Annotated in this window: 26 protein-coding genes; 14 read left to right on the top strand and 12 right to left on the bottom strand. The window is 71.5% G+C overall.

What is annotated here, in order from left to right; all coding sequences use genetic code 11:
* Nucleotides 1-69: 69 nt before the first annotated feature.
* The 3 genes from PKE78_RS11540 to PKE78_RS11530 form a co-directional block, all read right to left on the bottom strand.
* Nucleotides 70-282 (bottom strand): hypothetical protein, encoded by a 213-nt coding sequence (locus tag PKE78_RS11540; protein ID WP_271201054.1) that lies wholly within the window; start codon nt 280-282, stop codon nt 70-72.
* Between the two features lie 161 nt (nt 283-443).
* Entirely contained in the window at nt 444-965 is a 522-nt protein-coding gene (gpt, locus tag PKE78_RS11535; protein WP_271201053.1) for a xanthine phosphoribosyltransferase, read from the bottom strand.
* Between the two features lie 38 nt (nt 966-1003).
* The gene (locus PKE78_RS11530; protein WP_428981264.1) at nt 1004-1777 is read right to left on the bottom strand and encodes a competence/damage-inducible protein A; all 774 of its coding nucleotides are present in this window, start codon (nt 1775-1777) and stop codon (nt 1004-1006) included.
* Nucleotides 1778-1856: 79 nt separating this feature from the next.
* Here PKE78_RS11530 and sfsA point away from each other — a divergent pair, with 79 nt between their 5' ends.
* Complete coding sequence (gene sfsA, locus PKE78_RS11525; RefSeq protein WP_271201051.1) at nt 1857-2561, top strand: DNA/RNA nuclease SfsA; 705 nt, start codon at nt 1857-1859, stop codon at nt 2559-2561.
* A 17-nt stretch (nt 2562-2578) separates the two neighbouring features.
* Here sfsA and PKE78_RS11520 read toward each other — a convergent pair whose 3' ends face one another.
* Nucleotides 2579-3226: an invasion associated locus B family protein gene (locus PKE78_RS11520; protein WP_271201050.1), complete on the bottom strand. Its 648-nt coding sequence runs from the start codon at nt 3224-3226 to the stop codon at nt 2579-2581.
* Nucleotides 3227-3489: 263 nt separating this feature from the next.
* Here PKE78_RS11520 and PKE78_RS11515 point away from each other — a divergent pair, with 263 nt between their 5' ends.
* Nucleotides 3490-4335, top strand: coding sequence for an AAA family ATPase (locus PKE78_RS11515; protein ID WP_271201049.1), 846 nt, complete (start codon nt 3490-3492; stop codon nt 4333-4335).
* A gap of 268 nt (nt 4336-4603) precedes the next feature.
* Here the strand turns inward: PKE78_RS11515 and PKE78_RS11510 are convergent, their stop codons facing one another.
* The 3 genes from PKE78_RS11510 to PKE78_RS11500 all read right to left on the bottom strand — a co-directional run bounded on the left by PKE78_RS11510 (nt 4604) and on the right by PKE78_RS11500 (nt 6685).
* Nucleotides 4604-4993 (bottom strand): hypothetical protein, encoded by a 390-nt coding sequence (locus PKE78_RS11510; RefSeq protein ID WP_271201048.1) that lies wholly within the window; start codon nt 4991-4993, stop codon nt 4604-4606.
* Nucleotides 4994-5096: 103 nt separating this feature from the next.
* Nucleotides 5097-6476, bottom strand: coding sequence for an amidase (locus PKE78_RS11505; RefSeq protein ID WP_271201047.1), 1380 nt, complete (start codon nt 6474-6476; stop codon nt 5097-5099).
* Nucleotides 6473-6685, bottom strand: a complete 213-nt coding sequence (locus PKE78_RS11500; RefSeq protein WP_271201046.1) for a hypothetical protein — start codon at nt 6683-6685, stop codon at nt 6473-6475. The genes PKE78_RS11505 and PKE78_RS11500 overlap by 4 nt, the downstream gene beginning before the upstream one ends.
* Nucleotides 6686-6803: 118 nt before the next feature.
* On the opposite strand from PKE78_RS11500, the gene cobG reads away from it, so the two are divergent.
* The 4 genes from cobG to cobJ all read left to right on the top strand — a co-directional run bounded on the left by cobG (nt 6804) and on the right by cobJ (nt 11132).
* Nucleotides 6804-8057 (top strand): precorrin-3B synthase, encoded by a 1254-nt coding sequence (cobG, locus tag PKE78_RS11495; RefSeq protein WP_271201045.1) that lies wholly within the window; start codon nt 6804-6806, stop codon nt 8055-8057.
* An 83-nt stretch (nt 8058-8140) separates the two neighbouring features.
* On the top strand, nt 8141-8764 hold the full coding sequence (locus PKE78_RS11490; protein ID WP_271201044.1) for a precorrin-8X methylmutase: 624 nt from the start codon (nt 8141-8143) through the stop codon (nt 8762-8764).
* Nucleotides 8761-9486, top strand: a complete 726-nt coding sequence (locus tag PKE78_RS11485) for a precorrin-2 C(20)-methyltransferase (RefSeq protein ID WP_271201043.1) — start codon at nt 8761-8763, stop codon at nt 9484-9486. Before PKE78_RS11490 ends, PKE78_RS11485 begins: the two co-directional genes overlap by 4 nt.
* Nucleotides 9483-11132, top strand: a complete 1650-nt coding sequence (gene cobJ / locus PKE78_RS11480; protein ID WP_271201042.1) for a precorrin-3B C(17)-methyltransferase — start codon at nt 9483-9485, stop codon at nt 11130-11132. The genes PKE78_RS11485 and cobJ overlap by 4 nt, the downstream gene beginning before the upstream one ends.
* 138 nt (nt 11133-11270) lie before the next feature.
* Here cobJ and PKE78_RS11475 read toward each other — a convergent pair whose 3' ends face one another.
* A complete protein-coding gene (locus PKE78_RS11475; protein WP_271201041.1) occupies nt 11271-12023 on the bottom strand; it encodes an alpha/beta fold hydrolase in 753 nt (250 codons plus the stop codon).
* A gap of 147 nt (nt 12024-12170) precedes the next feature.
* Here PKE78_RS11475 and PKE78_RS11470 point away from each other — a divergent pair, with 147 nt between their 5' ends.
* Entirely contained in the window at nt 12171-12419 is a 249-nt protein-coding gene (locus PKE78_RS11470; RefSeq protein ID WP_271201040.1) for a zinc-finger domain-containing protein, read from the top strand.
* Nucleotides 12420-12426: 7 nt separating this feature from the next.
* Nucleotides 12427-13572, top strand: coding sequence for an FAD-dependent monooxygenase (locus PKE78_RS11465; protein ID WP_271201039.1), 1146 nt, complete (start codon nt 12427-12429; stop codon nt 13570-13572).
* Nucleotides 13573-13581: 9 nt separating this feature from the next.
* Here PKE78_RS11465 and PKE78_RS11460 read toward each other — a convergent pair whose 3' ends face one another.
* From PKE78_RS11460 to PKE78_RS11450, 3 genes are all read right to left on the bottom strand, one after another.
* On the bottom strand, nt 13582-14637 hold the full coding sequence (locus PKE78_RS11460; protein ID WP_271201038.1) for a glycosyl transferase family 90: 1056 nt from the start codon (nt 14635-14637) through the stop codon (nt 13582-13584).
* A gap of 111 nt (nt 14638-14748) precedes the next feature.
* Entirely contained in the window at nt 14749-15738 is a 990-nt protein-coding gene (locus PKE78_RS11455; RefSeq protein ID WP_271201037.1) for a DUF808 domain-containing protein, read from the bottom strand.
* The gene (locus PKE78_RS11450) at nt 15735-16169 is read right to left on the bottom strand and encodes a Ros/MucR family transcriptional regulator (protein WP_271201036.1); all 435 of its coding nucleotides are present in this window, start codon (nt 16167-16169) and stop codon (nt 15735-15737) included. Before PKE78_RS11450 ends, PKE78_RS11455 begins: the two co-directional genes overlap by 4 nt.
* A gap of 258 nt (nt 16170-16427) precedes the next feature.
* Between PKE78_RS11450 and hydA the strand changes: the two genes are divergently transcribed.
* A complete protein-coding gene (hydA, locus tag PKE78_RS11445) occupies nt 16428-17843 on the top strand; it encodes a dihydropyrimidinase (RefSeq protein WP_271201035.1) in 1416 nt (471 codons plus the stop codon).
* A 17-nt stretch (nt 17844-17860) separates the two neighbouring features.
* Here the strand turns inward: hydA and PKE78_RS11440 are convergent, their stop codons facing one another.
* Nucleotides 17861-18367, bottom strand: coding sequence for an ureidoglycolate lyase (locus tag PKE78_RS11440; protein WP_271201034.1), 507 nt, complete (start codon nt 18365-18367; stop codon nt 17861-17863).
* Nucleotides 18368-18562: 195 nt separating this feature from the next.
* On the opposite strand from PKE78_RS11440, the gene PKE78_RS11435 reads away from it, so the two are divergent.
* The 5 genes from PKE78_RS11435 to PKE78_RS11415 all read left to right on the top strand — a co-directional run bounded on the left by PKE78_RS11435 (nt 18563) and on the right by PKE78_RS11415 (nt 24362).
* Nucleotides 18563-20173: an ABC transporter substrate-binding protein gene (locus PKE78_RS11435; protein ID WP_271201033.1), complete on the top strand. Its 1611-nt coding sequence runs from the start codon at nt 18563-18565 to the stop codon at nt 20171-20173.
* A 123-nt stretch (nt 20174-20296) separates the two neighbouring features.
* A complete protein-coding gene (locus tag PKE78_RS11430; protein WP_271201032.1) occupies nt 20297-21250 on the top strand; it encodes an ABC transporter permease in 954 nt (317 codons plus the stop codon).
* Nucleotides 21251-21254: 4 nt separating this feature from the next.
* Entirely contained in the window at nt 21255-22145 is an 891-nt protein-coding gene (locus PKE78_RS11425; protein ID WP_271201031.1) for an ABC transporter permease, read from the top strand.
* Complete coding sequence (locus tag PKE78_RS11420) at nt 22142-23194, top strand: ABC transporter ATP-binding protein (RefSeq protein ID WP_271201030.1); 1053 nt, start codon at nt 22142-22144, stop codon at nt 23192-23194. Before PKE78_RS11425 ends, PKE78_RS11420 begins: the two co-directional genes overlap by 4 nt.
* 163 nt (nt 23195-23357) lie before the next feature.
* On the top strand, nt 23358-24362 hold the full coding sequence (locus PKE78_RS11415; protein ID WP_271201029.1) for an ABC transporter ATP-binding protein: 1005 nt from the start codon (nt 23358-23360) through the stop codon (nt 24360-24362).
* Nucleotides 24363-24365 lie beyond the last annotated feature (3 nt).

The raw sequence follows: 24365 nt of genomic DNA, 5'->3' as shown, positions 1-24365 counted from the left end.
GCACGAAAAAAGCGCGCCGCACAAGCGACGCGCTCGTCTCGTTCAGGTCGGCGAGGCCTTGCGGCGTCGTCAGGCCCGGTAGGGCGACTTCATTTCGGCGACGTCGCCAAGGCCGAGCCGCTCAAGATCGTTCTGCTCCGGGGTACGGCGCGACTCCATGGCGGAGGCGACGCGTCCGGCGGCGACCACGAGACCGATGGTCTCGACCACGTCGCGGACGATGTTGCGGAAGCGAAGAGCCGGCAGGGGACGGCCCATCGCGACGGACAGATTGCGAGCCACGTTCATCTCCAGTTCGTTTGGAACCCCTTGGGTTCACGAGATGAATGTAGACCCGATGCCGCGCTGCACAATGCGCGATCTGATCGCCGGAGCCATGCGACTTTCGCATAACTCCGAAACCAGTCCTTCACAATTGAAGGACATGCTCGCCCATCGCGATCTCAGCCCGGCGCGCCCTCGCGAATCGGCGGCTGGAAGCTCAGGCCCATGTCCCAGGGGAAGTAGATCCAGGTGTCCTGGCTCACCTCGGTAACGAAGGTGTCGACCAGCGGCCGCCCCATCGGCTTGGCGTAGACGGTGGCGAAATGCGCCTTGGGCAGCATGGCGCGCACGACCCTGGCGGTGCCGCCGGTGTCGACCAGGTCGTCGACGATCAGCACGCCGGCGCCCTCTCCGCCGCGGATTTTCGCGACGCGCTCCTCGACGCCCTTCAGCACCTGCAGTCCGCCCTGCGTCTTGTAGTCGTGGTAGCTCGCGACGCAGACCGTCTCGATCAGGCGGATGTCGAGCTCGCGGGCGACGATCGCGGCCGGCACCAGCCCGCCGCGGGTGATCGCGACGATGGCGTCGAAGCCGCCGGTCGCGCGCGCCTCGCCGGCGAGCCGCCAGGCGAGCGCCCGCGCGTCGCGGTGAAACTGGTCCCACGACACGGGAAACGCCTTGTCGGCGCGGGCGTCGGCCATCGTTCGAACCTCCGGGGAAAAAAGCGGTCGGGCCGCGGTCAGCGCAGGCCGGCGAGCATCTCGTCGACCGCGGCTTTCGCGGCGGCGAGCGCCTCCGCGTCGCGCGAGCGCAGCACCACATTGGTGTTGAAGCCCTGGTCGTCCATGAACGGGTAGCTGCCGATCGCGACGCCGGGATGCGCCTTCTGGACGGCGGCGAGCGGCGTCGCGATGTCGCCTTCCTTGGCGTCGGCGCGCACGCTCTCGCTCAGCATGCGGACGCCCGGCGCGAGCTGCGGCCCCACCACGTCCATCATCGCGCGCATGATCGAGGGCACGCCCGCCATGACGAACACGTTGCCGAGCCGGAAGCCGGGCGCTTTGGAGACCACGTTCGCGATCAGGTCGGCGCCGAACGGGATGCGCGTCATCCGCATCCGGCCCTCGTTGAGGTCCGCGGGGTTCGGAAACCGCTCGCGCAGCATGGCGACCGCGCGCGGATCGACGTCGATCCCGACGCCGAACGCCTTCGCGATCGAGTCTGCGGTGATGTCGTCGTGGGTCGGGCCGATGCCGCCGGTGGTGAAGACATAGGTCCAGGAGGCGCGCAGCGCATTGACCGCGTTCACGATCGCGTCCCCGTCGTCGGCGACGACGCGGATCTCCTTCAGGTCGATCCCGATCTCGGTCAGGTAGTCGGCGATGTAGCCGCTGTTGGTGTCCTTGGTGCGCCCCGACAGCACCTCGTCGCCGATCACGAGCACGGCGGCGGTGGACGGGGGCGAGGACTCCGGCACGGCGGAAACTCCAGGGAGCGCGAGGGATGGGGACATCAGGGCTCCGCCCGATTTAGAAGAGCCGCTGCGCCTGGGCAAGCCGGCCCGGCGGCCTCATCCCGGAGACGCTCGACCCATGAGGTTTTCCGCGCCGCTCACGCCCGGCCGCCTGGTGCGCCGCTACAAGCGCTTCCTCGCCGACGTCGTGCTGGACGACGGCCGCGAGGTGGTGGCGCATGTGGCGAATTCCGGCTCCATGCTGGGGCTATCGACGCCCGGCGCGCGGGTCTGGCTGCGGCCGAAGACCAGCGGGCTGCTCGCTTGGTCCTGGGCGGTCGTCGAGGTCGAGATCGCAGGCGTCCCCCGGCTCGTCGGCGTCGACACCGGCGTGCCGAACGCGCTCGGGCTCGAAGCGGTCGCGGCCGGGCTGCTGCCGGCCTTCGCAGGCTACGCCAGCGTGCGGCGCGAGGTGAAGTACGGCCGCAACAGCCGCATCGACCTGCTGCTGGAGCACGCGTCCCGCCCGCGCGCGTTCGTGGAGATCAAGAACGTCCACCTCTGGCGCGACGGCGACCGCGCCGAGTTTCCGGACGCGGTGACGGCCCGCGGCGCGAAGCACCTCGTGGAGCTCGCCGATCAGGTCCGCGCCGGCGACCGCGCGGCGATGCTGTTCATCGTGCAGGGGCCGGGGTCGGCCTTCTCGATCGCACGCGACATCGACCCGGCCTACGGCGCGGCCTTCGACCTCGCCCGCGCGGCCGGCGTCGAAGCGCATTGCTGGACGAGCGTCGTCACCGTCGAAGGCGTCACGCTCGACCGCGAGATCCCGATTCGCGACTGAAGCGGAGCGTCAGGCGTTCAGTTCGCGAGCTGCGACATGCGGTCGAGCGCCGCGGCGAAGCCGTTCAGCGACACGTTGAAGCTCGTCACCCGACCGTCGGACTGGTTCAGCGAGGCCACCACGAGCCGCGTGCCCTTCTTGAGCGCGTCGGTCGCGGCGGTCGGGAACGACACCGGCAGGATGCAGCCCTGGGGCACGCAGGTGGAGAAGCGCAGCCCGGCGCCGAAATCCTTGTCGTCGAGGGTGAGCACCGCGCCGTTGTCGAGCCGGAGGCCGAACGGCATCAGCACGGCGCCCTCGGACGCGCCGTTCGCCGGCGCGCGCAGCTCGATTGCGAAGGTCCGGCGGCCGGTCTGGCTGTCGCCCTGCGCCTGCGACAGCAGGCAGGTCTTGCGGTTCTCCGCAATCCGGCAGTCAACGGTACAGTCGCCATAGACCTCGTTGATCGAGGCCGCGCCGTTCGGCAGGTTCGCGGCGGGGCCGGAGGGCGCCGGCGTCTCGGCCCTCGGACCGTTCGCCGCGGGCGCGGTCGGGCGCGGCTTGTCGTTCTGGCGCAGCCGGTCGGTCGCGGCCTTCATCTCCTCGGCCGTCGGCTGCTGGGCGAGCGCGCCGCCGGCGAAGGCCACGGCGGCGGCGAGAAGGACGGCGGCGCGGAACGGAACCATGACTGAACGCTCTTCGTGAGATGAGACGGTGCGTGCGAGCGCCGCTCTACACCAATCGCCCCGTCGCTGGTAAGTCCTTTGCGACCGCCTGCGCAGATTTGGCGCGACGGTGCGAAATATAGAATTCATCTAATCTGATCGCGCCGTCCTGCCGCCCGCAAGCATGCGCGGCGATCGGCGGCCTTCTGTCGGCGCGCCGGACGCCTTATGGCTGATCGCTCCGGCGCCCAAGCGCGCGTCCCCTGAAGGAGAACCGTCCGGCGATGACCTTCGAAGGCACCAGCGGATATGTCGCGACCGACGACCTGAAGATCGCGGTCAACGCCGCGGTGACGCTCGAGCGCCCGCTGCTGGTGAAGGGCGAGCCCGGCACCGGCAAGACCGTGCTCGCGCAGGAAATCGCCCGCGCGCTCGGCGCTCCCCTGCTCGAATGGCACGTGAAATCGACCACCAAGGCGGTTCAGGGCCTCTACGAATACGACGCGGTCGCGCGGCTGCGCGACGGCCAGCTCGGCGACCCGCGCGTCTCCGACATCGCGAACTACATCCGCAAGGGGCCGCTGTGGCGGGCCTTCACCGCCGACGCGCGGCCGGTGCTGCTGATCGACGAGATCGACAAGGCCGACATCGAGTTCCCGAACGACTTGCTGCAGGAGCTCGACCGGATGGAGTTCCACGTCCACGAGACCGGCGAGACCGTGAAGGCGCGCGAGCGGCCGGTGGTGATCATCACCTCGAACAACGAGAAGGAGCTGCCGGACGCGTTCCTGCGCCGCTGCTTCTTCCACTACATCCGCTTCCCCGATCCAGAGACCATGGCGGCGATCGTCGAGACCCACTTCCCCGGCCTCAAGAAGCGGCTGCTGAGCGAGGCGCTGACGCTGTTCTACGAGGTGCGCGAGGCGCCGGGCATCCGCAAGAAGCCGTCCACCAGCGAGCTGCTGGACTGGCTGAAGCTGCTGCTGGTCGAGGACATCGCGCCCGAGACGCTGCGCGAGAAGAACCCGCGCAAGCTCGTGCCGCCGCTGCACGGCGCCCTGCTGAAGAACGAGCAGGACGTGCAGCTGTTCGAACGCCTCGCCTTCATGATGCGCCGCGAGGGGCGGTAGCGAGGTTCTCCGCCGCTGCCGGAACACGCCGTTGCGGTCCGGCTTAGCCCACGGCTGTTCGGTTCGGACTGTTTGGCGTCTCCGGCATGCCTACCGGGACACTGCAAGCCCCCTCACCCGGAGGGCTGACGCCCTCCGACCTCTCCCCGGTGGGGAGAGGTCGGCCCGAAGGGCCGGGTGGGAGCGGCGAGCCCCCTTGCGCGCAAAGCAAAAAGGCGACGCCCGGAGACGCCGCCTTTTTCACTTCAGACGCGCGGTGCGGCGTCAATCAGAACCAGCTGCGACGGCCGCCGCGCTCGTACCAGCGGCGGTCTTCCTCGTGCTGGGTCGCGTAGACGATGGCAGCCACGATGCCGACGCCGAGCGCGAGGCCCGCAAGCGAAAGGCCAGGATTGCTCTGCACCGCGCGACCGGCGCGACGGCCGTAGTAGACCGCGGTGTCGGCCGCCTCCTGCAGCGCCTCGACGCCGTCGTCATAGATCGTGTGCGAACCGGACCCGAACGACTTGGCGGCCGCGCGGGCGCTCTTGCGGGCGGTGCGGGCGCGCTCAGCAGCCAGCGTCGACACGCGATCGCTGAGATCGGCGATGGTGTCGCGAAGCGCGGCGAGCTGGTCGCCCGCGTCCCCGGCGAGGTTGCTCACTCTGCGATCGGCCATGACCTGAAACCTCTTGAAACTGTTTCGACGAGCGGAAAACCCGCTTTCACGCCGTACAACGCTGCGGCGCGGCGCCGGTTCCCGCGAATCGCGCAGTTTCGTGTCAGGCTGGCTCCGGCGGCCGCTTCAGGTGATGGTCGGTTCCGCTCTGGAAAGCCGCGCCGAGCGTCAGCAGCGCGTCGTCGCCGTAAGGCCGGCCGATGAGCTGGACGCCGATCGGCAGCCCGGCGTCCGAGAATCCGGCCGGGATCGCAAGCGACGGCAGGCCGAGATAGTTCACGCCGCGCATGAAGGTGGAGACGGCCGCGATGATCGGGTCGACCCGGTCGCCGACGTCGGTCTCGGCGATCGTCGGCGCCGCGAAGCGGGCGGTCGGAGTGATCACCGCGTCGCAGGCCCCCATGGCGGCGAGCTGCGCCGCGAGCGCGGGGCCGCGGAAGCGCAGCGCGTCCACATACTGCACCGCCGAATAGCCGAAACCGTTCTCGAGCCGCGCCCGCGTCTGGGTGCCGTAGAGCTCGGGGCTTCGCCGCAGGCCGTTGCGGTGGAGCGCGGCGGCCTCGGAGGCCAGCACGATCAGCGCGGCGCCGGCGATGCGCGCCTGGTCCGGCAGGTCCACCTCGACGATCCGCACGCCTTCGGACCGGAAGGCCGCGATCGCGGCCTCGAACGCGCGGGCGACGTCCGGCTCGAGGCCGTCCACATAGAACGCCTTCGGCACGCCGATCGTCATCTCGGAGGCGGCGCGCGGGTCGGGCGTCCAGCGTCCTCCGGTCTCCGGGTCGCGCGGATCGGGGCCCGCGAGGATCGGCATGAGCAGGCGCAGGTCCTCGGCCGAGCGCGCCAGCGGCCCGATCGTGTCGAGGCTGTGCGACAGCGGCATGCAGCCGGCGCGGCTGACGAGGCCGAAGGTGGTCTTGAGCCCGGTGACGCCGCAGAAATGCGCCGGCAGCCGCACCGAGCCGCCGGTGTCGGAGCCGAGCGCGGCGAAGGTCAGCCCGGCCGCCACCGCGACGCCCGAGCCCGACGACGAGCCGCCGGTGACGTGCTCCGGGTTCCACGGGTTGCGGCAATGGCCGTAATGCGAATTGTGGCCGGTGACGCCATAGGCGAACTCGACCATCTGCAGCGCGCCGAGGCGGAAGGCGCCCGCGGCCGACAGACGCTCCAGCACGGTCGCGGTCTCGGGCGCGACCCAGTCCCGGCGCAGCGCCGAGCCGCAGGTCGAGACCTTGCCCGCCTCGTAGAACATGTCCTTGTGGGCGAGCGGCACGCCGTGGAGCGGGCCGGCCGGCTCCGAGGCGTCGGCGGCGTCGGCGCGCGCGAGCGCCTGCTCCTCGTCGAGCGGCAGGAAGGCGTTCACGATCGGCTGCCAGCGCCGGATGCGCGCGATCAGCGCCTCGGTCGCCTCCCGCGACGACAGCGTGCGGGCGCGGATCGCGGCGGCGGCCTCGCCGAGCGAGAGCAGGGCGGGATCGCTCATCGCGCGCCGTCCGCGATGGAGGCCCGGATCAGAACCGCGCCGACCACCGAGTCGTCGAGTTCGAGGCCGTCCTGGAAGTCGCCCGCCGCCGCCGTGACGCCGCCGACCGAGCGCGCGATCCGCGCGGCGCGGTCGAGGTCGACGGTCAGTCCGCCGAGCGCCGCCGCGCCCTGCGCGGTCTCGGGCGTGGGAGGCATGGGCGGCGGCATGGGGTGCTCCTCGGATGTCATGCGATTAGGCCGCGACCTTAGTCCAAAGCCTCGACCTGAGCGACGCGCCCCGTCGCCGCGACTTGCAATCGCGCCCTGCGCGCGCGACGACAGCGCGATGGCGGATTGTCCGGGCGTCCTGCACTTGGCGGAGATGGCGGACGGCGGGCTGGCGCGGGTGCGCGCGCCCGGCGGACGGCTGAGCGCGGCGCAGGCCCGCGCGATCGCGCGCCTCGCGTCGCGGCTGGGCTCTGGCGTGATGGATCTCACCAACCGCGCCAACCTGCAGATCCGCGGCCTGCCCTTGAGCGCGGGCGCGGAGCTCGGCCGGGCGCTCGCCGATCTGAGCCTGTTCGTCGACGGCCCCGCCGACCGCCGTCGCAACGTGCTGCTCGACCCGCTCTCGGGCTGCGACCCCGCCGAGCGCGCCGACCTCACGAACCTCGCGCAGGCGCTCGACCAGGGTCTCGTCGCCGCGCCCTGGATCGGCGGCCTGTCGCCGAAATTCGCGTTCGCGCTCGACGGCGGCGGCCGCGCCGGCGTCGCGGCGGTCGCCTCGGACGTCGCGCTGCTGGCGCTCGGGGCGGACACGCTCGCGGTCGCCATCGCGGGGCGGCCGCTCGATCTGGCTCTCTCCGCGGGCTCGGCGGTCGCGGCGGCGCTGTCGATCGCGGAAGCCGCGGCCGCGATCGGCCCCGACGCGCGGGCGCGCGACCTCGACGCCGCGGCGCTGTCGGCCGCCCTTGTCGGCCGTGGCCTTGCGACGCCCGCCCCTGCCCCGGACTGGCCGCGCGCGCTCGATCCGGTCTTCGGGGTCGTCGCGAGCGCCAACGGCCGCGCAGCCTGCGTCGTTCCGGTCGCGGTCGGCCGGCTCGCCCCGGCCGCGTTGTCGCTGGTGGCCGACCTGTCCGAGCGCTACGGGCGCGGCGAGCTGGCGCTCGCGCCCTGGTCGGCGGTCGTCGTGCCGGGCGTCGCCGAGGAAGACGCGCCGAAAGTGTTTGCGGCGGCGGAAGCCGCGGGCCTGCCGCCGGTCGCGGTGGCGGAACGGCTCGCGGTCGTCGCCTGCGCCGGAGCGCCCGCCTGCGTCCGGGCGCGGGAGCCCGCGAAGGCGCTCGCGCTCGCGCTGGTCGCGGCGGCGACGGCGCGGCCGGACGCCCTGCCGCCGCGGCGGCGCAGCCTGCACATTTCCGCCTGCCCCAAGGGCTGCGCGGGCGCGGCCGCCTCCGACCTGCTGCTGCTCGGCGCCGCCGACCGCCCCGGATTCGGCCTCCACGCCGACGCCGCGCCGCGCCGGCCGGGTCCAGAACGCGGCCGGCTGGAACGGGCGGAGCCGGAGGCGCTTCTGGCGCTGCTCCGCGACGGAATCCGGTGACGCCGGCGTCGTGCGACCAAGATCGCCTTGCCAGCCGCCGGTCCCGCCGTCACAAGGCTGTCGCTGAGGCCGACGGGGGACAGATGGACTACGAGAAGGACGGCGCGGAGATCTACCGCCGCTCGTTCGCGACGATCCGGGCGGAGGCCGACCTTTCCGGCCTGCCGGACGACGTCGCGGGAGCGGTGGTGCGGATGATCCACGCCTGCGGCATGACCGACCTGCCCGCCGACGTCCGTTTCGATCCCGCGGTGGTCGCGGCCGGCCGCGCCGCGCTCGCCGCCGGCGCGCCGATCCTGTGCGACGCCAAGATGGTGGCGTCCGGCGTCACCCGATCGCGCCTGCCCGCCGACAACGCCGTGCTCTGCCTGCTCGACGACCCGCGCACGGCGCCGCTCGCCCGCGACCTCGGCACCACGCGCTCGGCCGCCGCGGTCGAGCTGTGGCGCGACCGGATCGAGGGCGCGGTGGTCGCGGTCGGCAACGCGCCGACCACGCTGTTCCACCTGCTGGAGCGGCTCGACGCCGGCTGGCCGAAGCCCGCCGCCATCATCGGGCTTCCCGTCGGCTTCATCGGGGCTGCGGAATCGAAGGCCGAGCTTGCGCGCGACCCGCGCGGCGTCCCCTTCCTCACGCTGCTCGGCCGCCGTGGCGGCAGCGCCATGGCGGTCGCGGCCCTGAACGCGATCGCGGACCCGAAGGAATGACCGTGGGCAAACTCTCCGGCGTCGGCGTCGGGCCGGGCGATCCCGAGCTGCTGACGCTGAAGGCGCTCAGGCTGATCCAGGAGGCGGACGTCGTCGCCTACCCTGCCGCCAGGGCCGGAAACGGCGTCGCGCTGTCGGCCGCCCGGCCGCATCTGCGCGCCGATCAGGAGCTGCTGCCGCTGGTCTATCCCGTGACCGCGAGCCCCGAGGCCGACCTGCCCTCCTACCCGCAGGTGATGCGCGACTTCTACGACGCCACCGCGGAGGAGATCGCCGCGAAGCTCGACGCCGGCCGCAACGTCTGCGTGCTGTGCGAGGGCGATCCGTTCTTCTACGGCTCGTTCATTTACTGGCACGCGCGGCTGAAGGACCGGTACGAGACCACGGTGGCGCCGGGCGTGTCGTCGATCATGGCCGGCCCCGCGGCGCTCGGCGTGCCGCTGGTGCTGCGCCGCGACACCGTCACGGTCATCCCCGGCACGCTGCCGGCGGAGGAGCTGACGCGCCGGCTCGCGGGCGCCGACGCCGCCGTGGTGATGAAGCTCGGCCGCACCTTCGCCAAGGTGCGCGCGGCGCTCGAGGCGGCCGGGGTGCTTGACCGCGCCTGGTACGTCGAGCGCGCGAGCCAGGACCGCGAGCGCACGCTGCGCGCGGCGGACGTCGACCCGGCCACCGCGCCCTATTTCTCGATCATCGTACTGCCGGGCCTCGAAATCCCGTGACTCGGCCGGTCGTCTTCGCCTTCAACGCCGCCGGCGCCGGAACCGCGGCGCGGGTGGCGGCCGCGATCGGCGGCGAGACCTCCGGGCTCGCGGGGCGGGTCGACGGGCTCGACGCCTCCTTCGACGACGCCGCGGCCGCGGTCGCGGAGGCGTTCCGCGCCGGACGGCCGGTGATCGGCGTCTGCGCGGCCGGCATCCTGATCCGCCTGATCGCGCCGCTGCTGCGCGACAAGCACGCGGAGCCGCCAGTGCTCGCCATCTCCGACGACGGATCCTCGGTCGTGCCGCTGCTCGGCGGGCTCGCCGGCGCGGACGTGCTGGCGCGGACGATCGCGGGCGCGCTCGGCGGACGCGCCGCGATCACCGGCGCCGGAGCGCGCCGCTTCGGCGTGGTGCTGGAATCGCCGCCGGACGGCTGGGCGCTGGCGAATCCGGAGGACGCCAAGTCCGTGACCTCGGCGCTGCTGTCCGGCGACAGCGCGCGGCTCGAGGGCGAGGCGCCCTGGCTCGCGGCCTCCGACCTGCCGCTCGGCCCGGACGGCGCGGTGGTCCTGCGCGCCTCGGTCGAGGCCGGCCCGCCGCCGCCGGACGGCCTGCTGTTCCGCCCGCGCGCCCTGATCGCCGAGTTCGACCGGCCCGACGTCGAGATGCTGGACGCTTTCGACCGCGCGCTGGACGCGCTCGGGCTCGCGCCCGACGCGCTCGCCTTCGCCACCGCCCCCGAGGGCGCGCCGATCCACCACGGCTTCGCCGAGGCGCTCAACCGCCGCCGCGTCCCGCTCCGCATCGTCGAGCAGCGGCTCGCCGACGATGACGTCGTCCATGGCGAGCCGGGCTTCCGCATACACCGCCGCGCCGAGCCCGCGTCGCCGGACGAGACCGGCCGCGCCGCCGGCCGCGTCACGGTGATAGGCCTCGGCCCCGGCCCGCGCGGATGGCTGTCGCCGGAGGCCGCGGCCGCGCTCGACCGCGCCACCGACCTCGTCGGCTACGAGCCCTATCTCGACATGGCGCCGGAGCGGCCGGGGCAGCGCCGGCACGGCTCCGACAACCGCGTGGAGCTTGAGCGCGCGCAGGCCGCGCTGACGCTCGCCGCCCAGGGCCTCGAGGTGGCGGTGCTGTCCTCCGGCGACGCCGGCGTGTTCGGCATGGCGGCCGCGGTGATGGAGGCGCTCGACGGCGAGCCGGCGCGCTGGCCCTCGGTTGCGGTTGAGGTGACGCCAGGCATCTCGGCGATGCAGGCGGCGGCGGCGCGGCTCGGCGCCCCGCTCGGCCACGATTTCGCGGTGATCTCGCTGTCGGATTACCTGAAGCCCTGGGACGCGATCGCCCGCAGGCTCGCCGCCGCGGCCGAGGCCGACCTCGCGCTCGCGCTCTACAATCCGGCGTCGAAATCCCGCCGCGAGCAGATCGTCGACGCCATCGCGATTCTTCGCGCGCGGAAGGCCCCCGAAACCGTGGTCGCGCTCGCCCGCAGCATCGGCCGCGACGGCGAGGCCGTCACCGTGACGACGCTCGGCGCGCTCGATCCGGACATGATCGACATGCGCACGCTGATCGTCGTCGGCTCGTCCCGCACCCGCGCCTTCGCCCGCTCCGACGGCCGGGTGTGGGTCTATACGCCGCGGAGCTACCGGGAGCCGTAGGGCGGGCGGCGCAGATTGCAGCGGGCGCCGAAAACGCCGCGTCATGGTCCGGCTCGACCGGACCATCCATCCTCGACGTCGAGCTCCGCGTCGCCGATGGGTCCTCCGGTCAAGCCGGAGGACGACGGGAAGCTTGGCTCACGGCCGCTGCGACAGGAACTCCAGCACGCCGGCCTTGTAGACCTTGTCGCCCACCGCGCGGTTGTGGTCGCGGCGCGGGATTTCGAGCACCTCCGAGCCCGGGATGAGCTTCGCCAGCGCGTGCGGGTCGCCGGCGACGTCGTCCTCGGTGCCGACCGCAATCAGAGTCGGGACCGTGATCGTGCCGAGCTTCTTCGGCCCGACCAGCGCGCGCTGCATGCGCATGCAGGCCGCGAGCGCGCGGCGGTCGGCGCCGGTCGCCTCGGCGAAGCGGCGGAACATCTTGGCGGTCGGGTTGACGATGTCGTCGACGCTGTCGGCGAGCAGGCCCTCCGTGATTTCCTCCGCCGAAGGCGCGCCGCGCAGCAGGCCCTCGCCCATGCCGCCGATGATGGCGCTGCGCAGCCGCCGGGCTGCGTTGATCGCGAGCAGCGCGGTGACGCGGCCGCCCATGGAGTAGCCCATCACGTCGGCGCGGGGGACGTCGAGATGGTCGAGCAGCCGGAGCGCGTCCTCGGCCATAAGGTCGGAGCCGTAGAAGGCGGGGTCGTAGAGCTTCTCGCTCGCGCCGTGGCCGCGGTTGTCGATCGCGATCACGCGGCGGCCGTCGGCTTTCAGCACGTCGAACCAGCCCGGCCCGACCCAGTTCACGTCGATGTTCGAGGCGAAGCCGTGGATCAGCAGGATCGGGTCGCCCTCGCCCTCGTCGCGGTAGGCGAGTTCGATTCCGTCGGAGAGGAAGGTCGGCATGCGGGCTCCGGTCGCGAGTCTTTCGTCTTAAGGCGGCGACCCTATCCGCCGCCGGCCTGCGACGAAAGACGCCAGCGGCGCTTGTCGCGAACGGCCAAACCGCCTAAGCCGGGGCCATCCGCACGACCCGCTCGAGGACCCGCGCCCATGGCCGACCACGGAACGCCGCACTTCGCCAACGACGCCGGCGTCAGCGTCATCCACATCGGCGCGCGAGAGTTTCAGTGCATCGGCGCGACGCCGCCCTACGACCACCCGCACGTGTTCCTCGACATGGGCTCGGACGTCGAGATCATCTGCCCGTACTGCTCGACGCTCTACCGCTTCCGCGCCGACCTGCACGCCGACCAGTCGGATCCGGCGGCGTGCCTCTGGCGGGCGCCCGCCGCCGCCTGAGCGGCGGATGGCCCGCCCGGTCCTCGTCGCGGGCGCCGGAATAGGCGGCCTGACGCTCGCGCTGGCGCTCGCCCGCCGCGGCGTCTCTTCGGAAATCTTCGAGCGCGCCGCCGTCCTCGACGAGGTCGGGGCCGGCGTCCAGCTCGCCCCCAACGCCAGCCGCGCGCTCGACGCGCTCGGGCTTGGGTCCTCGCTCGACGCCGTCGCCGTGCGGCCCGAAGGCGTGTTCGTCGTCGACGCGCCCCGCGGACGCCGGTTGAAGGAGATCCCGCTCGGCCTCCGCGCCGAACGGCGCTGGGGCGCGCCCTACCGCGTCGTCCACCGCGCCGACCTTCAGGCGGTCCTGCTCGCCGCCGTCCTCGCCGAACCGTCCGCAGCGCTGACGCTCGGCGCGACCGTGACCGCGGCGGAGGAGACCGCCGACGGGGCCGCGCTCGTCCTCGACCGGGACGGCGGACCCGACCGGCGCGAGGGCGCCGTCGTCGTCGGCGCGGACGGGCTGCGGTCGGTCGTCCGGGACGCGGTGAAGCTGCCACGGGCCGTGCGCGAGACCGGCCTCGTCGCCGCGCGCGCGATCGTTCCCGCGGCGGCGCTGCCGGAGGCCTTTCCCGTCAGCCATGTCAGCGTCTGGCTCGGTCCGGGCGCGCATATGGTGGTCTATCCCGTGCGCGGGGGGCGGGAGGCCAACGTGGTGCTCATCGGCGCGGTCGGCGACGCGGCGCCGGAGGCGCGGGTCGCGCGCTGGGCGGAGCCGGCCCGCGCGCTGGTCGCGGCGGCGGACCGCTGGACCGACTGGCCGCTGTTCGACCGCGCCCCCGCGCCGCGCCTGCGGCGGGGCCGCGTCGCGCTGATCGGCGACGCCGCCCACGCCACCCTGCCCTCGCTCGGACAGGGCGCGGCCTTCGCCATCGAGGACGCCGTCGTGCTCGCCCGCCTGATCGCGGCCGGCGGGCCGGACCCGCTCGCGGCCTACGAGAAGGCGCGGATCATGCGCGCGATGCGCCTGCCGGAAGCCTCGCGGCGCCAGATCGCGATCGACCACATGGGCGGCCTCGCGGCGCGGGCGCGCAACCTCGCCCTCGCAGCCGCCCCGACGGGCGCTCTGCTCGGCGGTCTGGACTGGATCTACGGCTGGCGCGACGCGGAGGCGTGAGGCGCGGCCTCAGGCCTTCTCCCACCGCACGTTGAGCGCTTCGAACGAGCGCACGCCGAGGCCCGGCGCGACTTTGAACTTGATCCGCTCGAGATACATCTCGAACAGCTTGGTCTGCAGCGCCTTCTCCTGCGCCTCGTCCTCGAACTGGCGCATATAGGCGTTGGCCTCGTCGAGAATGCTCTCGCAGAGATCGGGGTTCTCGTTGGCGAGCTCGAACTTCTCCCTGAGGTCGGAGAAATCCTTCTTCACCGGGATGAAGTGCTTCCACGGCTCGAGCTTCTCTTCCATCAGCCAGCTCGAGATGGTCGGCTTCGGCATCATCACGACCGAACGCGAGGTCAGCGCCCATTTCAGCCCGGTCGCGACGTCCTTGCCCTCGGGCACGAGGATGTACTTCGACTTCAGCTGCTCGGCGATCGACACCGGCGGCTTGCGGTACTTCTGCACCGCGCCGGTCGGCAGGTAGCCCGACTTCGGGTTGTCGAACTGGCGCGTCGTCTTGGTAAGGCCGACGTCCACCCAGTCCTCGTTCGCGAGCGCCCAGTCCAGCACCAGGTTGAAGCGCGCGGACTGGTAGTCGCTGTGGCGGGACTTCGGGTCCGCGTACCAGTGCCCGGAGCTGACGCCGCGCCAGACCACCCGCTTCGCCTTCTCGGCGAACGGCATGTCGTTCGCCTTGACCTCGTCGAAGTCCGCCTGCGACCAGTGCCGGTTGGTGTTGAGCTTGAGGATGATCGAATTGCCGTACGAGCCGACGGGCCGGGTCTTGGCGAAGCTCGGCAGGATCGTGTTCGCCGTGACGTCGCCGTGCTTCAGCAGGAACGCGAGCTTCCGGCCGGCGAACTGGTCGACGATGGGCGCGATCTGGTCGAAGTAGTTCAGGAACAGCCAGCCGTCATGCTGGCCGAACTTCTTCGGGATGTACCGTTCGCGCTCGGTCTCGGCCACGCGCGTCAGGTAGGTCGGCGCCAGGATGCCGGCGGCCCAGTCCGTGATTTGGTAGACAGCGCGGTCGGTCTTGGCCAGGGCGCCGGCGTAAAACGCCAACCGATCAATCGCCATTCCGCGCCTCGCCTCTCAACCGCCGTCCAACACCCGCCCGGCCACCGCGCGGCGGGCACCTCATAATCCGTCCGCGCGATCGGATCAATTTGACGTCGTCCCGCGTGGGTCTCACGCCTTGCGCCCGAACAGGCCGCGCACGGCGCCGGCGAGCGGCGCGAGCACTTTCCCCGCCACGGGGATGAGCGCGAGGCCGACCGCGAGCCCGACCACGCCCGCGCCCGCCGCGCCGACGATCCACTCGACCGCGCCGCCGATCGCGGGAACCGCGCGGCCGGCCGCGGCCGCCCAGTCGTGGACCAGGTGGGCGGGCCCGCCGAGCCCATACTCTTCGAGGCCGTGGAGCAGGATGCCGCCGCCGACCCAGATCATCGCCGCGGTGCCGACGATCGCGAGCAGCTTGAGGAACACCGGCATGCCCTTCACCAGGCCGCGGCCGATCGCGCGTCCGGCCGCGCCCAGCGCCGTGGGCGACGTCCCGCTCGCGAGCGCGACGCCGAGGTCGTCCGCCTTCACGATCAGGGCGACGGCGCCGTAGACGCCGACGGTGACCGCGATCCCGACCACCGTCAGCACCACCGCCTGGCCCACGAGGCTGCTGTCCGGCAGCGTGGCGAGCGTGATCGCCATGATCTCGGCCGAGAGGATGAAGTCGGTCTTGATCGCGCCCGCGACCCTCTGCTCCTCGAGCGCCGCGGCGTCGGGGGCGGCGCCCGCCTCCGCCTCATGCGCGTGCGCCGCGTGCGGAAACACGGCCTCGAACACCTTCTCGGCGCCCTCGTAGCAGAGATAGGCGCCGCCCAGCATCAGCAGCGGGGTGATCAACCATGGCGCGAAGAAGCTCAGCGCCAGCGCCGCGGGCGTCAGGAACAGCAGCTTGTTCTTGAGCGAGCCCCAGGCGATCCGCGCGATGATCGGGAGCTCGCGCTCGGGCTTGAAGCCGACCACGTAGCGCGGCGTCACCGCCGCGTCGTCGATCACCACGCCGGCGGCCTTGGCGCCGGCCTTGGCGGCCTGCCCCGCGATGTCGTCGATGGAAGCCGCCGCGACCTTCGCGATCGCCGCGACGTCGTCGAGGAGCGCGAGAAGACCGACGCTCACGCAGCGGCCTTGCGGCCGCGCTTCGGAGCGGGGTCCGAGCGGACGCGGCCGAGCCCGGCCTTCTTGGCGAGCTCGGACCGGGCGGCGGCGTAGTTCGGCGCGACCATGGGATAGTCCGCCGGCAGGCCCCATTTGGCGCGGTAGTCCTCGGGGCTCAAGTCGTACTGCGTGCGCAGGTGCCGCTTCAGCGACTTGAACGGCTTGCCGTCCTCCAGGCAGATCACGTAGTCGGGCGTGACGGACTTGCGGATCGGCACGGCGGGCTTCAGCTCGACGACCGGCGTTTCGGCCGTCCCGGCCGCAACCGCCGCCAGCGCGTCGTGGACCGTCCTGATGAGCGCGGGCAATTCCGCCGCGGGCACCGAATTGTTGCTGACATAAGCGCCGACGATGTCAGCCGCGAGCATGACGAAACCCGAATCTGCGCTCATTTGCTAAGGCGCTCCGTTGCCAAGTCTCTTCATTGCAGCGCGTCGACCGCGAAAAGCAAGGCGGCAATGGACGCACTTCGTATTTCCGGAAGCTGACCCCGCCCTTTTCGCTTTGAGCGCATGGCCGGGTGACGCGGGCGCGCGCTCGGCTTAACTTGCGGCCGAAAGCCTTCAATCGGCGTCCGATCCCATCGGCGACCTTCGGCGCTCAAGCCGACAGAGGCCGCCGCGCGCCGCGTTTCCGTGCCTGGAGCGTTCATGTCCTTCGACCTCATGATCAAAGGCGGCGTCGTCGCCACGGCCTCCGACGTGTTCCGCGCCGACGTCGGCGTGCGCGACGGCGTCATCGCGGCGCTCGGGCTTGATCTCGGCGACGCGGACGAGGTGATCGACGCCTCTGGCAAGCTCGTCCTTCCAGGCGGCGTCGACAGCCACGTCCACATCGCCCAGCCGAGCGGCGACGGGATCGTGATGGCGGACGACTTCGAGAGCGCGACGCGCTCCGCGGCCTTCGGCGGCAACACCACCGTGATGCCGTTCTGCATCCAGGAGCGCGGCGCGCCGCTGCGCGCGACGCTCGCCGACTACCACGCCAAGGCGGACGGCGAGTGCTTCGTGGACGTCAGCTTCCACCTCGTCATCTCCGAACCGAACGCCCAGACGCTCGGTCAGGACCTGCCGGCGCTGATCGAGGACGGCTACACCTCGTTCAAGGTGTTTATGACCTACGAGGGCCTCGCCCTCAGCGACATCGAGATGCTCGAGGTGATGTCGACCGCGCGCGAGACCGGCGCGCTGGTGATGGTGCACGCCGAGAACTACGACGCCATCCGCTTCCTCGCCGACCGGCTGGAGCGCGCGGGCAAGACCGCGCCGTTCTTCCACGGCCCCTCGCGCCCGATCCCGGTGGAGCGGGAGGCCACACACCGCGCCATCAGCCTGGCCGAGATCGTCGACGTGCCGGTCGTCATCGTCCACGTCTCGAATCGCGAGGCGATGGAGGAGATCGCGCGGGCGCGCCGGCGCGGCCTGAAGGTCTACGGCGAGACCTGCCCGCAATATCTCGTGCTGACAGAGAAGGACATGGACGGGCTGAACATGGAGGGCGCCAAGTACGTCTGCAGCCCGCCGCCCCGCGACGAGGCGCACCAGGAGGCCTGCTGGGAGGGGCTCGAACAGGGGATCTTCGACCTGTTCTCCTCCGACCATTGCCCGTTCCGCTACGACGACCCCAAAGGCAAACTCAACCCGAAGGCCCGCACCAGCTTCCGCTGGGTGCCGAACGGCATTCCGGGCGTCGAGACCCGGCTGCCGATCCTGTTCTCGGAGGGGGTGTCCAAGGGACGGATCACGCTACAGCGGTTCGTGGCGCTGTCGGCGACCAACCACGCCCACATGTACGGCCTGACGCGGAAAGGCTCGATCGCGATCGGCATGGACGCCGACATCGCGATCTGGGACCCGGAGCGGGAGGTCGTCATCAGCCAGAGCCTGCTGCACCACGGACCGGACTACACGCCGTTCGAGGGCATCCCGGTGAAGGGCTGGCCGGTCACGACCATCGTGCGCGGCAAGACGATCGTGCGCGACGGCGCGCTGGTCGGCGCGAAGGGCCAGGGCGGCTACGTCGCGCGCGAGCGGTCCGCCTACGCCCGGCCAAAAACCAAAACCTGAGCGACGGCCACAACCCCTCAAAAACCCTCGACGAACAGGGGCTCGGCGAGCCGGACCTCTTCGGTGTCGCCGCCGTCGCCGGCCTCCCACATCCACATCGCGAAAAGCGCCTCGGCGTCGAAGGCGACCAGCGGCAGGTGCCACACGCCGCGGGCGTAGTGCACGCCGGTCGCGGCCGGCGCGACGAAGGCCTGCGCCTCGGCGACCAGCGGCGCCCCGTCGGGCCCGGACGGCGCGACCACGACAAGGTAGTCGCGCGCGACGATCGGCGTGAAGCTCTGGCTCGAGCGCGGGTGGCGCTCCAGCACGTCGATCGCGAACGGGCGCGGCGACGGCGCGATCCGGTAGAGCGCCAGGCGCGCCTCGGGCGCGTCCTCGGCGCGGTCGAACGCGACGATGTCGTCGTGGCGGGTCGCGCGGCCGCCGTTCACGGGGCGCGACGGGCCGGAGCCGATCGCGATGGGCGCGCCGAACGGGGCGAAAGCCGCCGCCGTCAGCGCTCGGGGACGCAACGGTCGCGTCACGACGACCTGCCCTCCGCCGGAAGGACCAGCGCCGCGCTTTGGAACTGACCAAAGCGCCTATTTTTTATGCAGCGCCGTTTCGTCTTGGCCATTGGTCGAACTCCTCCACCCTGCGGCCCGCCTGCTGGCACGCGCCTTGCTGCGTCGCACCAAGCCCCCGGCGAGCCGGGGCGGACCGCAGGAGAGACCTAAGAAATGATCCGGAAGACTTTGTCGCGCGCCGCGCTCGCCGGCCTAGCCGTCATGGGGAGCTGCCTAGCGGCCCACGCCCAGGGCACCCTCAGGATCGGCATGACCGCGTCCGACATCCCGCTGACGACCGGACAGACCGATAACGGCGGCGAAGGCATGCGGTTCATGGGCTACACGGTCTATGACGGGCTCATCAACTGGGATCTGACCAGCGCCGACAAGCCCTCCGACATCACCCCCGGCCTCGCCACCGAATGGGGCATCGCGCCCGGCGACGAGAGCAAGACGAAGTGGATCTTCAAGATCCGTCCCGGCGTGAAGTTCCACGACGGCTCGGACTTCACGGCCGAGTCGGTGGTCTGGAACCTCGACAAGCTGATGAAGACGGACGCGCCGCAGTACGACCAGCGCCAGTCGGCGCAGGGCAAGTCGCGCATTCCGGCGGTCGCCTCCTACCGCGTCGTCGATCCGATGACGGTCGAGATCGTCACCAAGGCGCCCGACGCCACCCTGCCCTACCAGCTCGCCTGGATCATGATGTCCTCCCCCGCCCAGTGGGAGAAGCTCGGCAAGAGCTGGGAGGCCTTCGCCAAGACGCCGTCCGGCACCGGCCCGTGGAAGCTGACCGGCTTCGCCCCGCGCGAGCGCGCCGAGATGGTTCCGAACAAGGAGTACTGGGACAAGACCCGCGTCCCGAAGCTCGACAAGCTGATCCTGATGCCGCTGCCGGAGCCGAACGCCCGCGTCGCGGCGCTGCGCGCCGGCCAGGTGGATTGGATCGAGGCCCCGGCGCCGGACGCCGTGGAGTCGCTGAAGGGTGCCGGCTTCCAGATCGTCACCAACGCCTACCCGCACAACTGGACCTGGCACCTGTCGCGCATCGAAGGCTCGCCGTGGAACGACATCCGCGTGCGCAAGGCCGCGAACCTCGCCATCGACCGCGAGGGCATGAAGGAGCTGCTGTCGGGCATGATGATCCCGGCGCAGGGCTGGCTGCCGCCCGGGCACCAGTGGTTCGGCGAGCCGACCTTCAAGGTCACCTATGACGTCGAGCAGGCCAAGAAGCTGCTGGCCGAGGCCGGCTACGGGCCGGACAAGCCGATCCGGACCAAGATCCTGATCTCGCCCTCGGGCTCCGGCCAGATGCTGCCGCTGCCGATGAACGAGTTCATCCAGCAGAGCCTCGCCGAGGTCGGCATCATGGTCGACTACGAGGTGGTCGAGTGGAACCAGATGATCAACATCTGGCGCGCCGGCGCGAAGGACCCCTCCGCCCGCGGCACCACCGCGATCAACTACTCCTACTTCATCCAGGACCCGTTCAGCGGCTTCATCCGGCAGACCCAGTGCAGCCTGTCGGCGCCCGCCGGCGTGAACTGGGGTTACTACTGCGACCCCGAGACCGACAAGCTGTTCGAGCAGGTGCGCAACACCTTCGATCCGGCCGCGCAGACCGAGATCCTGAAGAAGGTGCACGAGAAGTTCGTCAACGACGCGCTGTTCCTGTTCGTCACCCACGACGTCGCCCCGCGCGCCATGAGCGCCAAGGTGAAGGGCTTCGTGCAGGCGCAGAACTGGTTCCAGAACTTCGGGACCATCACGGTCGAGCCGTAATCCGTGATGCTGCGGCGCCCCGGCCCTTAAGCCGGGGCGCATGAACGCGACGCCGCGGGGGCCCGGCGCCGGCCCGGAGCCGGGACCCCGAGGCTCACCGACCCGATACGAGGACAGCGCCTCATGCTGCTCTACATCCTGAAGCGGATCGTCTACGTCGCGCCGGTCGCGCTCGGCGTCAGCCTCGTCTGCTTCATGCTGGTCCACCTCGCGCCGGGCGATCCGCTCACCGCGATCATGCCGGTGGACGCCACCGCCGAGCAGCAGTCGGAGATGCGGACGATCTACGGCTTCGACCGGCCGCTGCCGGTGCAGTTCGGGCTCTGGCTCGGCAAGGTGCTGACCGGCGACCTCGGCGTCTCGATCGCGACCGGGCGGCCGGTGCTGGGCGAGGTCGCGCGGGCGGTCAAGAACTCGCTGATCCTCGCCGCCGTCGCCACGCTTATCGGCTTCGCGCTCGGCTCGTTCTTCGGCTTCGTCGCCGGCTACTTCCGCAACAGCGTGATGGACCGGCTCGCCTCGGCGATCTCGGTGCTCGGCGTCTCCGTGCCGCATTACTGGCTCGGCATGGTGATGGTCATCATCTTCTCGGCCCAGCTCAACTGGCTGCCGCCGACCGGCGCGGGCCCCGGCGGCTCCGCCGACTGGCGGCCGGATTTCGAGCATCTGCGCTACATCATCCTGCCCGCGATCACGATGTCGGTGATCCCGATGGGCATCATCGCCCGCACCGTTCGGGCGCTGGTCGCCGACATCCTTTCGCAGGAGTTCGTGCAGGCGCTTCGCGCCAAGGGCCTCGGCGAATGGGGCGTGTTCAAGCACGTCGTCACCAACGCCGCCCCGACCGCGCTCGCCGTCATGGGCCTGCAGCTCGGCTATCTGCTCGGCGGCTCGATCCTGATCGAGACCGTGTTCGCCTGGCCAGGCGCGGGCTTCCTGCTCAACGCCGCGATCTTCCAGCGCGACCTGCCGCTGCTGCAGGGCACGATCCTCGTGCTCGCGATGTTCTTCGTGAGCCTCAACCTGATCGTGGACGTCGCCCAGACGGCGCTCGATCCGCGCATCCAGAGGGCCTGACGCCATGGCCCCCATCGCCGACAGCGTCGCCCTCAAACCGGCTCCCACGAAACGGGGCCGCGGCTACTGGGGAAGCGTGCTCCTGCGCCTCAGGCGCGATCCGGTCGCGATGGTCGCGCTCGCGGTGATCCTGCTGATCGTGCTCGCGGCGGTGTTCGCGCCGTGGATCGCGCCGGCCGACCCGTTCAAGGGCTCGATGATCCGCCGGCTGCGCCCGATCGGGACGCCGGGCTACCTGCTCGGCTCCGACGAGCTCGGCCGCGACATGCTGAGCCGCCTGCTCTACGGCGGCCGGCTGTCGCTGTTCCTCGGCGTCATGCCCGTGATCCTCGCCTTCGGCATCGGGTCCACCATCGGCATCGTGGCCGGCTATCTCGGCGGCTGGATCAACACGGTGACGATGCGCACCATCGACGTGTTCTTCGCGTTCCCGTCGGTGCTGCTCGCGATCGCGCTGTCGGGCGCGCTCGGCGCCGGCATCCTGAACTCGATCGTGTCGCTGACGGTCGTGTTCGTGCCGCAGATCGCACGCGTGGCGGAGAGCGTGACGACCCAGATCCGCACCCGCGACTATGTGGAGGCGGCCCGCATCTCGGGCGCAAGCGGCTTCACGATCGTCCGGGTGCACGTGCTCGGCAACGTGCTCGGGCCGATCTTCGTCTACGCCACCAGCCTGATCAGCGTGTCGATGATCCTCGCCTCCGGCCTGTCGTTCCTCGGCCTCGGCGTGCGCCCGCCGGAGCCGGAATGGGGCCTGATGCTGAACACGCTGAGGACCGCGATCTACAACCAGCCGCTGGTCGCCGCGCTGCCGGGGGTGATGATCTTCCTCACCTCGATCTCGTTCAACCTGTTCTCGGACGGCCTGCGTTCGGCCATGGAGGTCCGCCAGTGATCATCGGCGCGCCCACCCCGCCGCCCGGCGGCTTCCCCCGCGACCGGGGCGGCCCCGGCCAGCCGCTGCTGTCGGTGAAGGGCCTCGTCAAGCACTTCGGCGTCAAGAAGGGCTTCCTGACCAAGGCGGGCCCCATCGTGCGCGCGGTCGACGGCGTCGACTTCGACGTGGTCAAGGGCGAGACGCTCGGCATCGTCGGCGAGAGCGGCTGCGGCAAGTCGACCACCGCGCGGCTCGTCATGCAGATCATCGCGCCCGACGCCGGCGACATCCTGTTCGACGGCGAGCGCGTGGGCTCCCAGGCGCTCAGCCTGAACGGCTTCCGCAAGCAGGTGCAGATGGTGTTCCAGGACAGCTACGCGTCCCTGAACCCGCGCCTCACCGTCGAGGATACGATCGCGTTCGGCCCGAAGGTCCACGGCGCGAGCGGGCGCGCGGCCACGACCCGCGCCCACGACCTGCTGCACCGCGTCGGCCTCGAGCCCGCCCGCTTCGCCGGCCGCTACCCCCACGAGCTGTCCGGCGGCCAGCGCCAGCGCGTCAACATCGCCCGCGCGCTCGCGCTCGACCCGCGGCTGCTGATCCTCGACGAGGCGGTGTCCGCGCTCGACAAGTCGGTCGAGGCGCAGGTGCTGAACCTGCTGCTCGACCTCAAGGACGAGTTCGGCCTCACCTACATGTTCATCAGCCACGACCTCAACGTGGTGCGGTTCATGTCGAACCGGGTGATGGTGATGTATCTCGGCAAGGTCGCCGAGTTCGGGCCGTCCGAGGCGCTGTTCGAGACGCCGAAGCACCCCTACACCGGCGCGCTGCTGGCCTCGATGCCCTCCATGGACCCCGACGCGCGCACCGAAACCGCGCCGCTGACCGGCGATCCGCCCAACCCGATCAACCCGCCGCCGGGCTGCCGGTTCAACCCGCGCTGCGCCAAAAGCGCGGCGCTGTGCGGGCACAAGGAGCCGACCCTGCTCGACGCGGGCGTGGACCACCGGGCCGCCTGCTGGCTCGTCGACCCCGCCTCCGGCCATCCGAGGATCGCGGCATGAGGCACCACGCCAACTTCACCTCTCCCCTGTGGGGAGAGGTCGGCGCGCAGCGCCGGGTGAGGGGGCCGCGCCCTCTCAAACCAACCTCGCTCCCCCTCACCCGCTCGGCTTCGCCTCGCGACCTCTCCCCGCCGGGGAGAGGTGAAAGAAAGAGGATCGCGGCATGAATGCGACGGCGAAGATGGTCGACGTCCAGGGCCTGACCGTGGACTTCAAGGGGCCGAAGGGCCCGATCCGCGCCGTCGACGGCGTCGATCTCGATCTCCGGCGCGGCGAGACCGTGGCGCTGCTGGGCGAATCCGGCTCCGGCAAGAGCGTGACGCTGCGCTCGCTGATGCGGCTCCACCCCTCCTCCGCGAAGATCGGCGGCAAGGTCGAGGTCGACGGGCGCGACGTGCTGAAGATGGGATCGCGCGAGCTCGCGGGACTCCGCGGCCCCGTGGTCTCGATGATCTTCCAGGATCCGGGGCTGGCGTTCGACCCGGTCTACCGGATCGGCGACCAGATCGTCGAAGCCGTGCGGCGCCACGAGAAGCTGTCGAAGGCGGAGGCGCGCAAGCGCGCGCTCGAGCTGTTCGAGCGGGTGCGCATCCCCTCGCCCGACAAGCGGCTCGACAACTACCCGCACGAAATGTCCGGCGGCATGCGCCAGCGCGCCATGATCGCGCTCGCGCTGGTCTGCCGCCCCAAGGTGCTGCTCGCGGACGAGCCCACCACCGCGCTCGACGCCACGGTGCAGATCCAGGTCCTGCTTCTGCTGCGCGAGCTGCAGCGCGAGCTCGGCCTCGCGGTGGTGTTCGTGACGCACGACATCGGTGTGGCGGTCGAGGTCGCCGACCGCATCGCCGTCATGTACGCCGGCCGCATCGTCGAGATGGGCCCGTGCCGGGACGTCATCCGCGATCCGCGGCACCCCTACACGCAGGGGTTGCTGTTGTCGCGGGCGAGCCATGCGCCGACGCCGGGCGCACGGCTCGCCGCGATTCCCGGCGCGCCGCCGGACCTCAGCGACCTGCCGCCGGGTTGCGCGTTCCGGCCGCGCTGCGGGCATGCGATCGACGACTGCGCGGAAGCCGCGCCGCCCGCCGCCGACGTCGGCCCCGCCCACTTCGCGCGCTGCATCCGCACGCGCCGCGCGGCGGAGGCGTTCGAATCCGTAACCGCGTGATGA

Source organism: Methylopila turkensis, from assembly GCF_027922325.1.
Lineage (GTDB): Bacteria > Pseudomonadota > Alphaproteobacteria > Rhizobiales > Methylopilaceae > Methylopila > Methylopila turkensis.
This window is presented reverse-complemented; position numbering and strand designations above follow the sequence as displayed.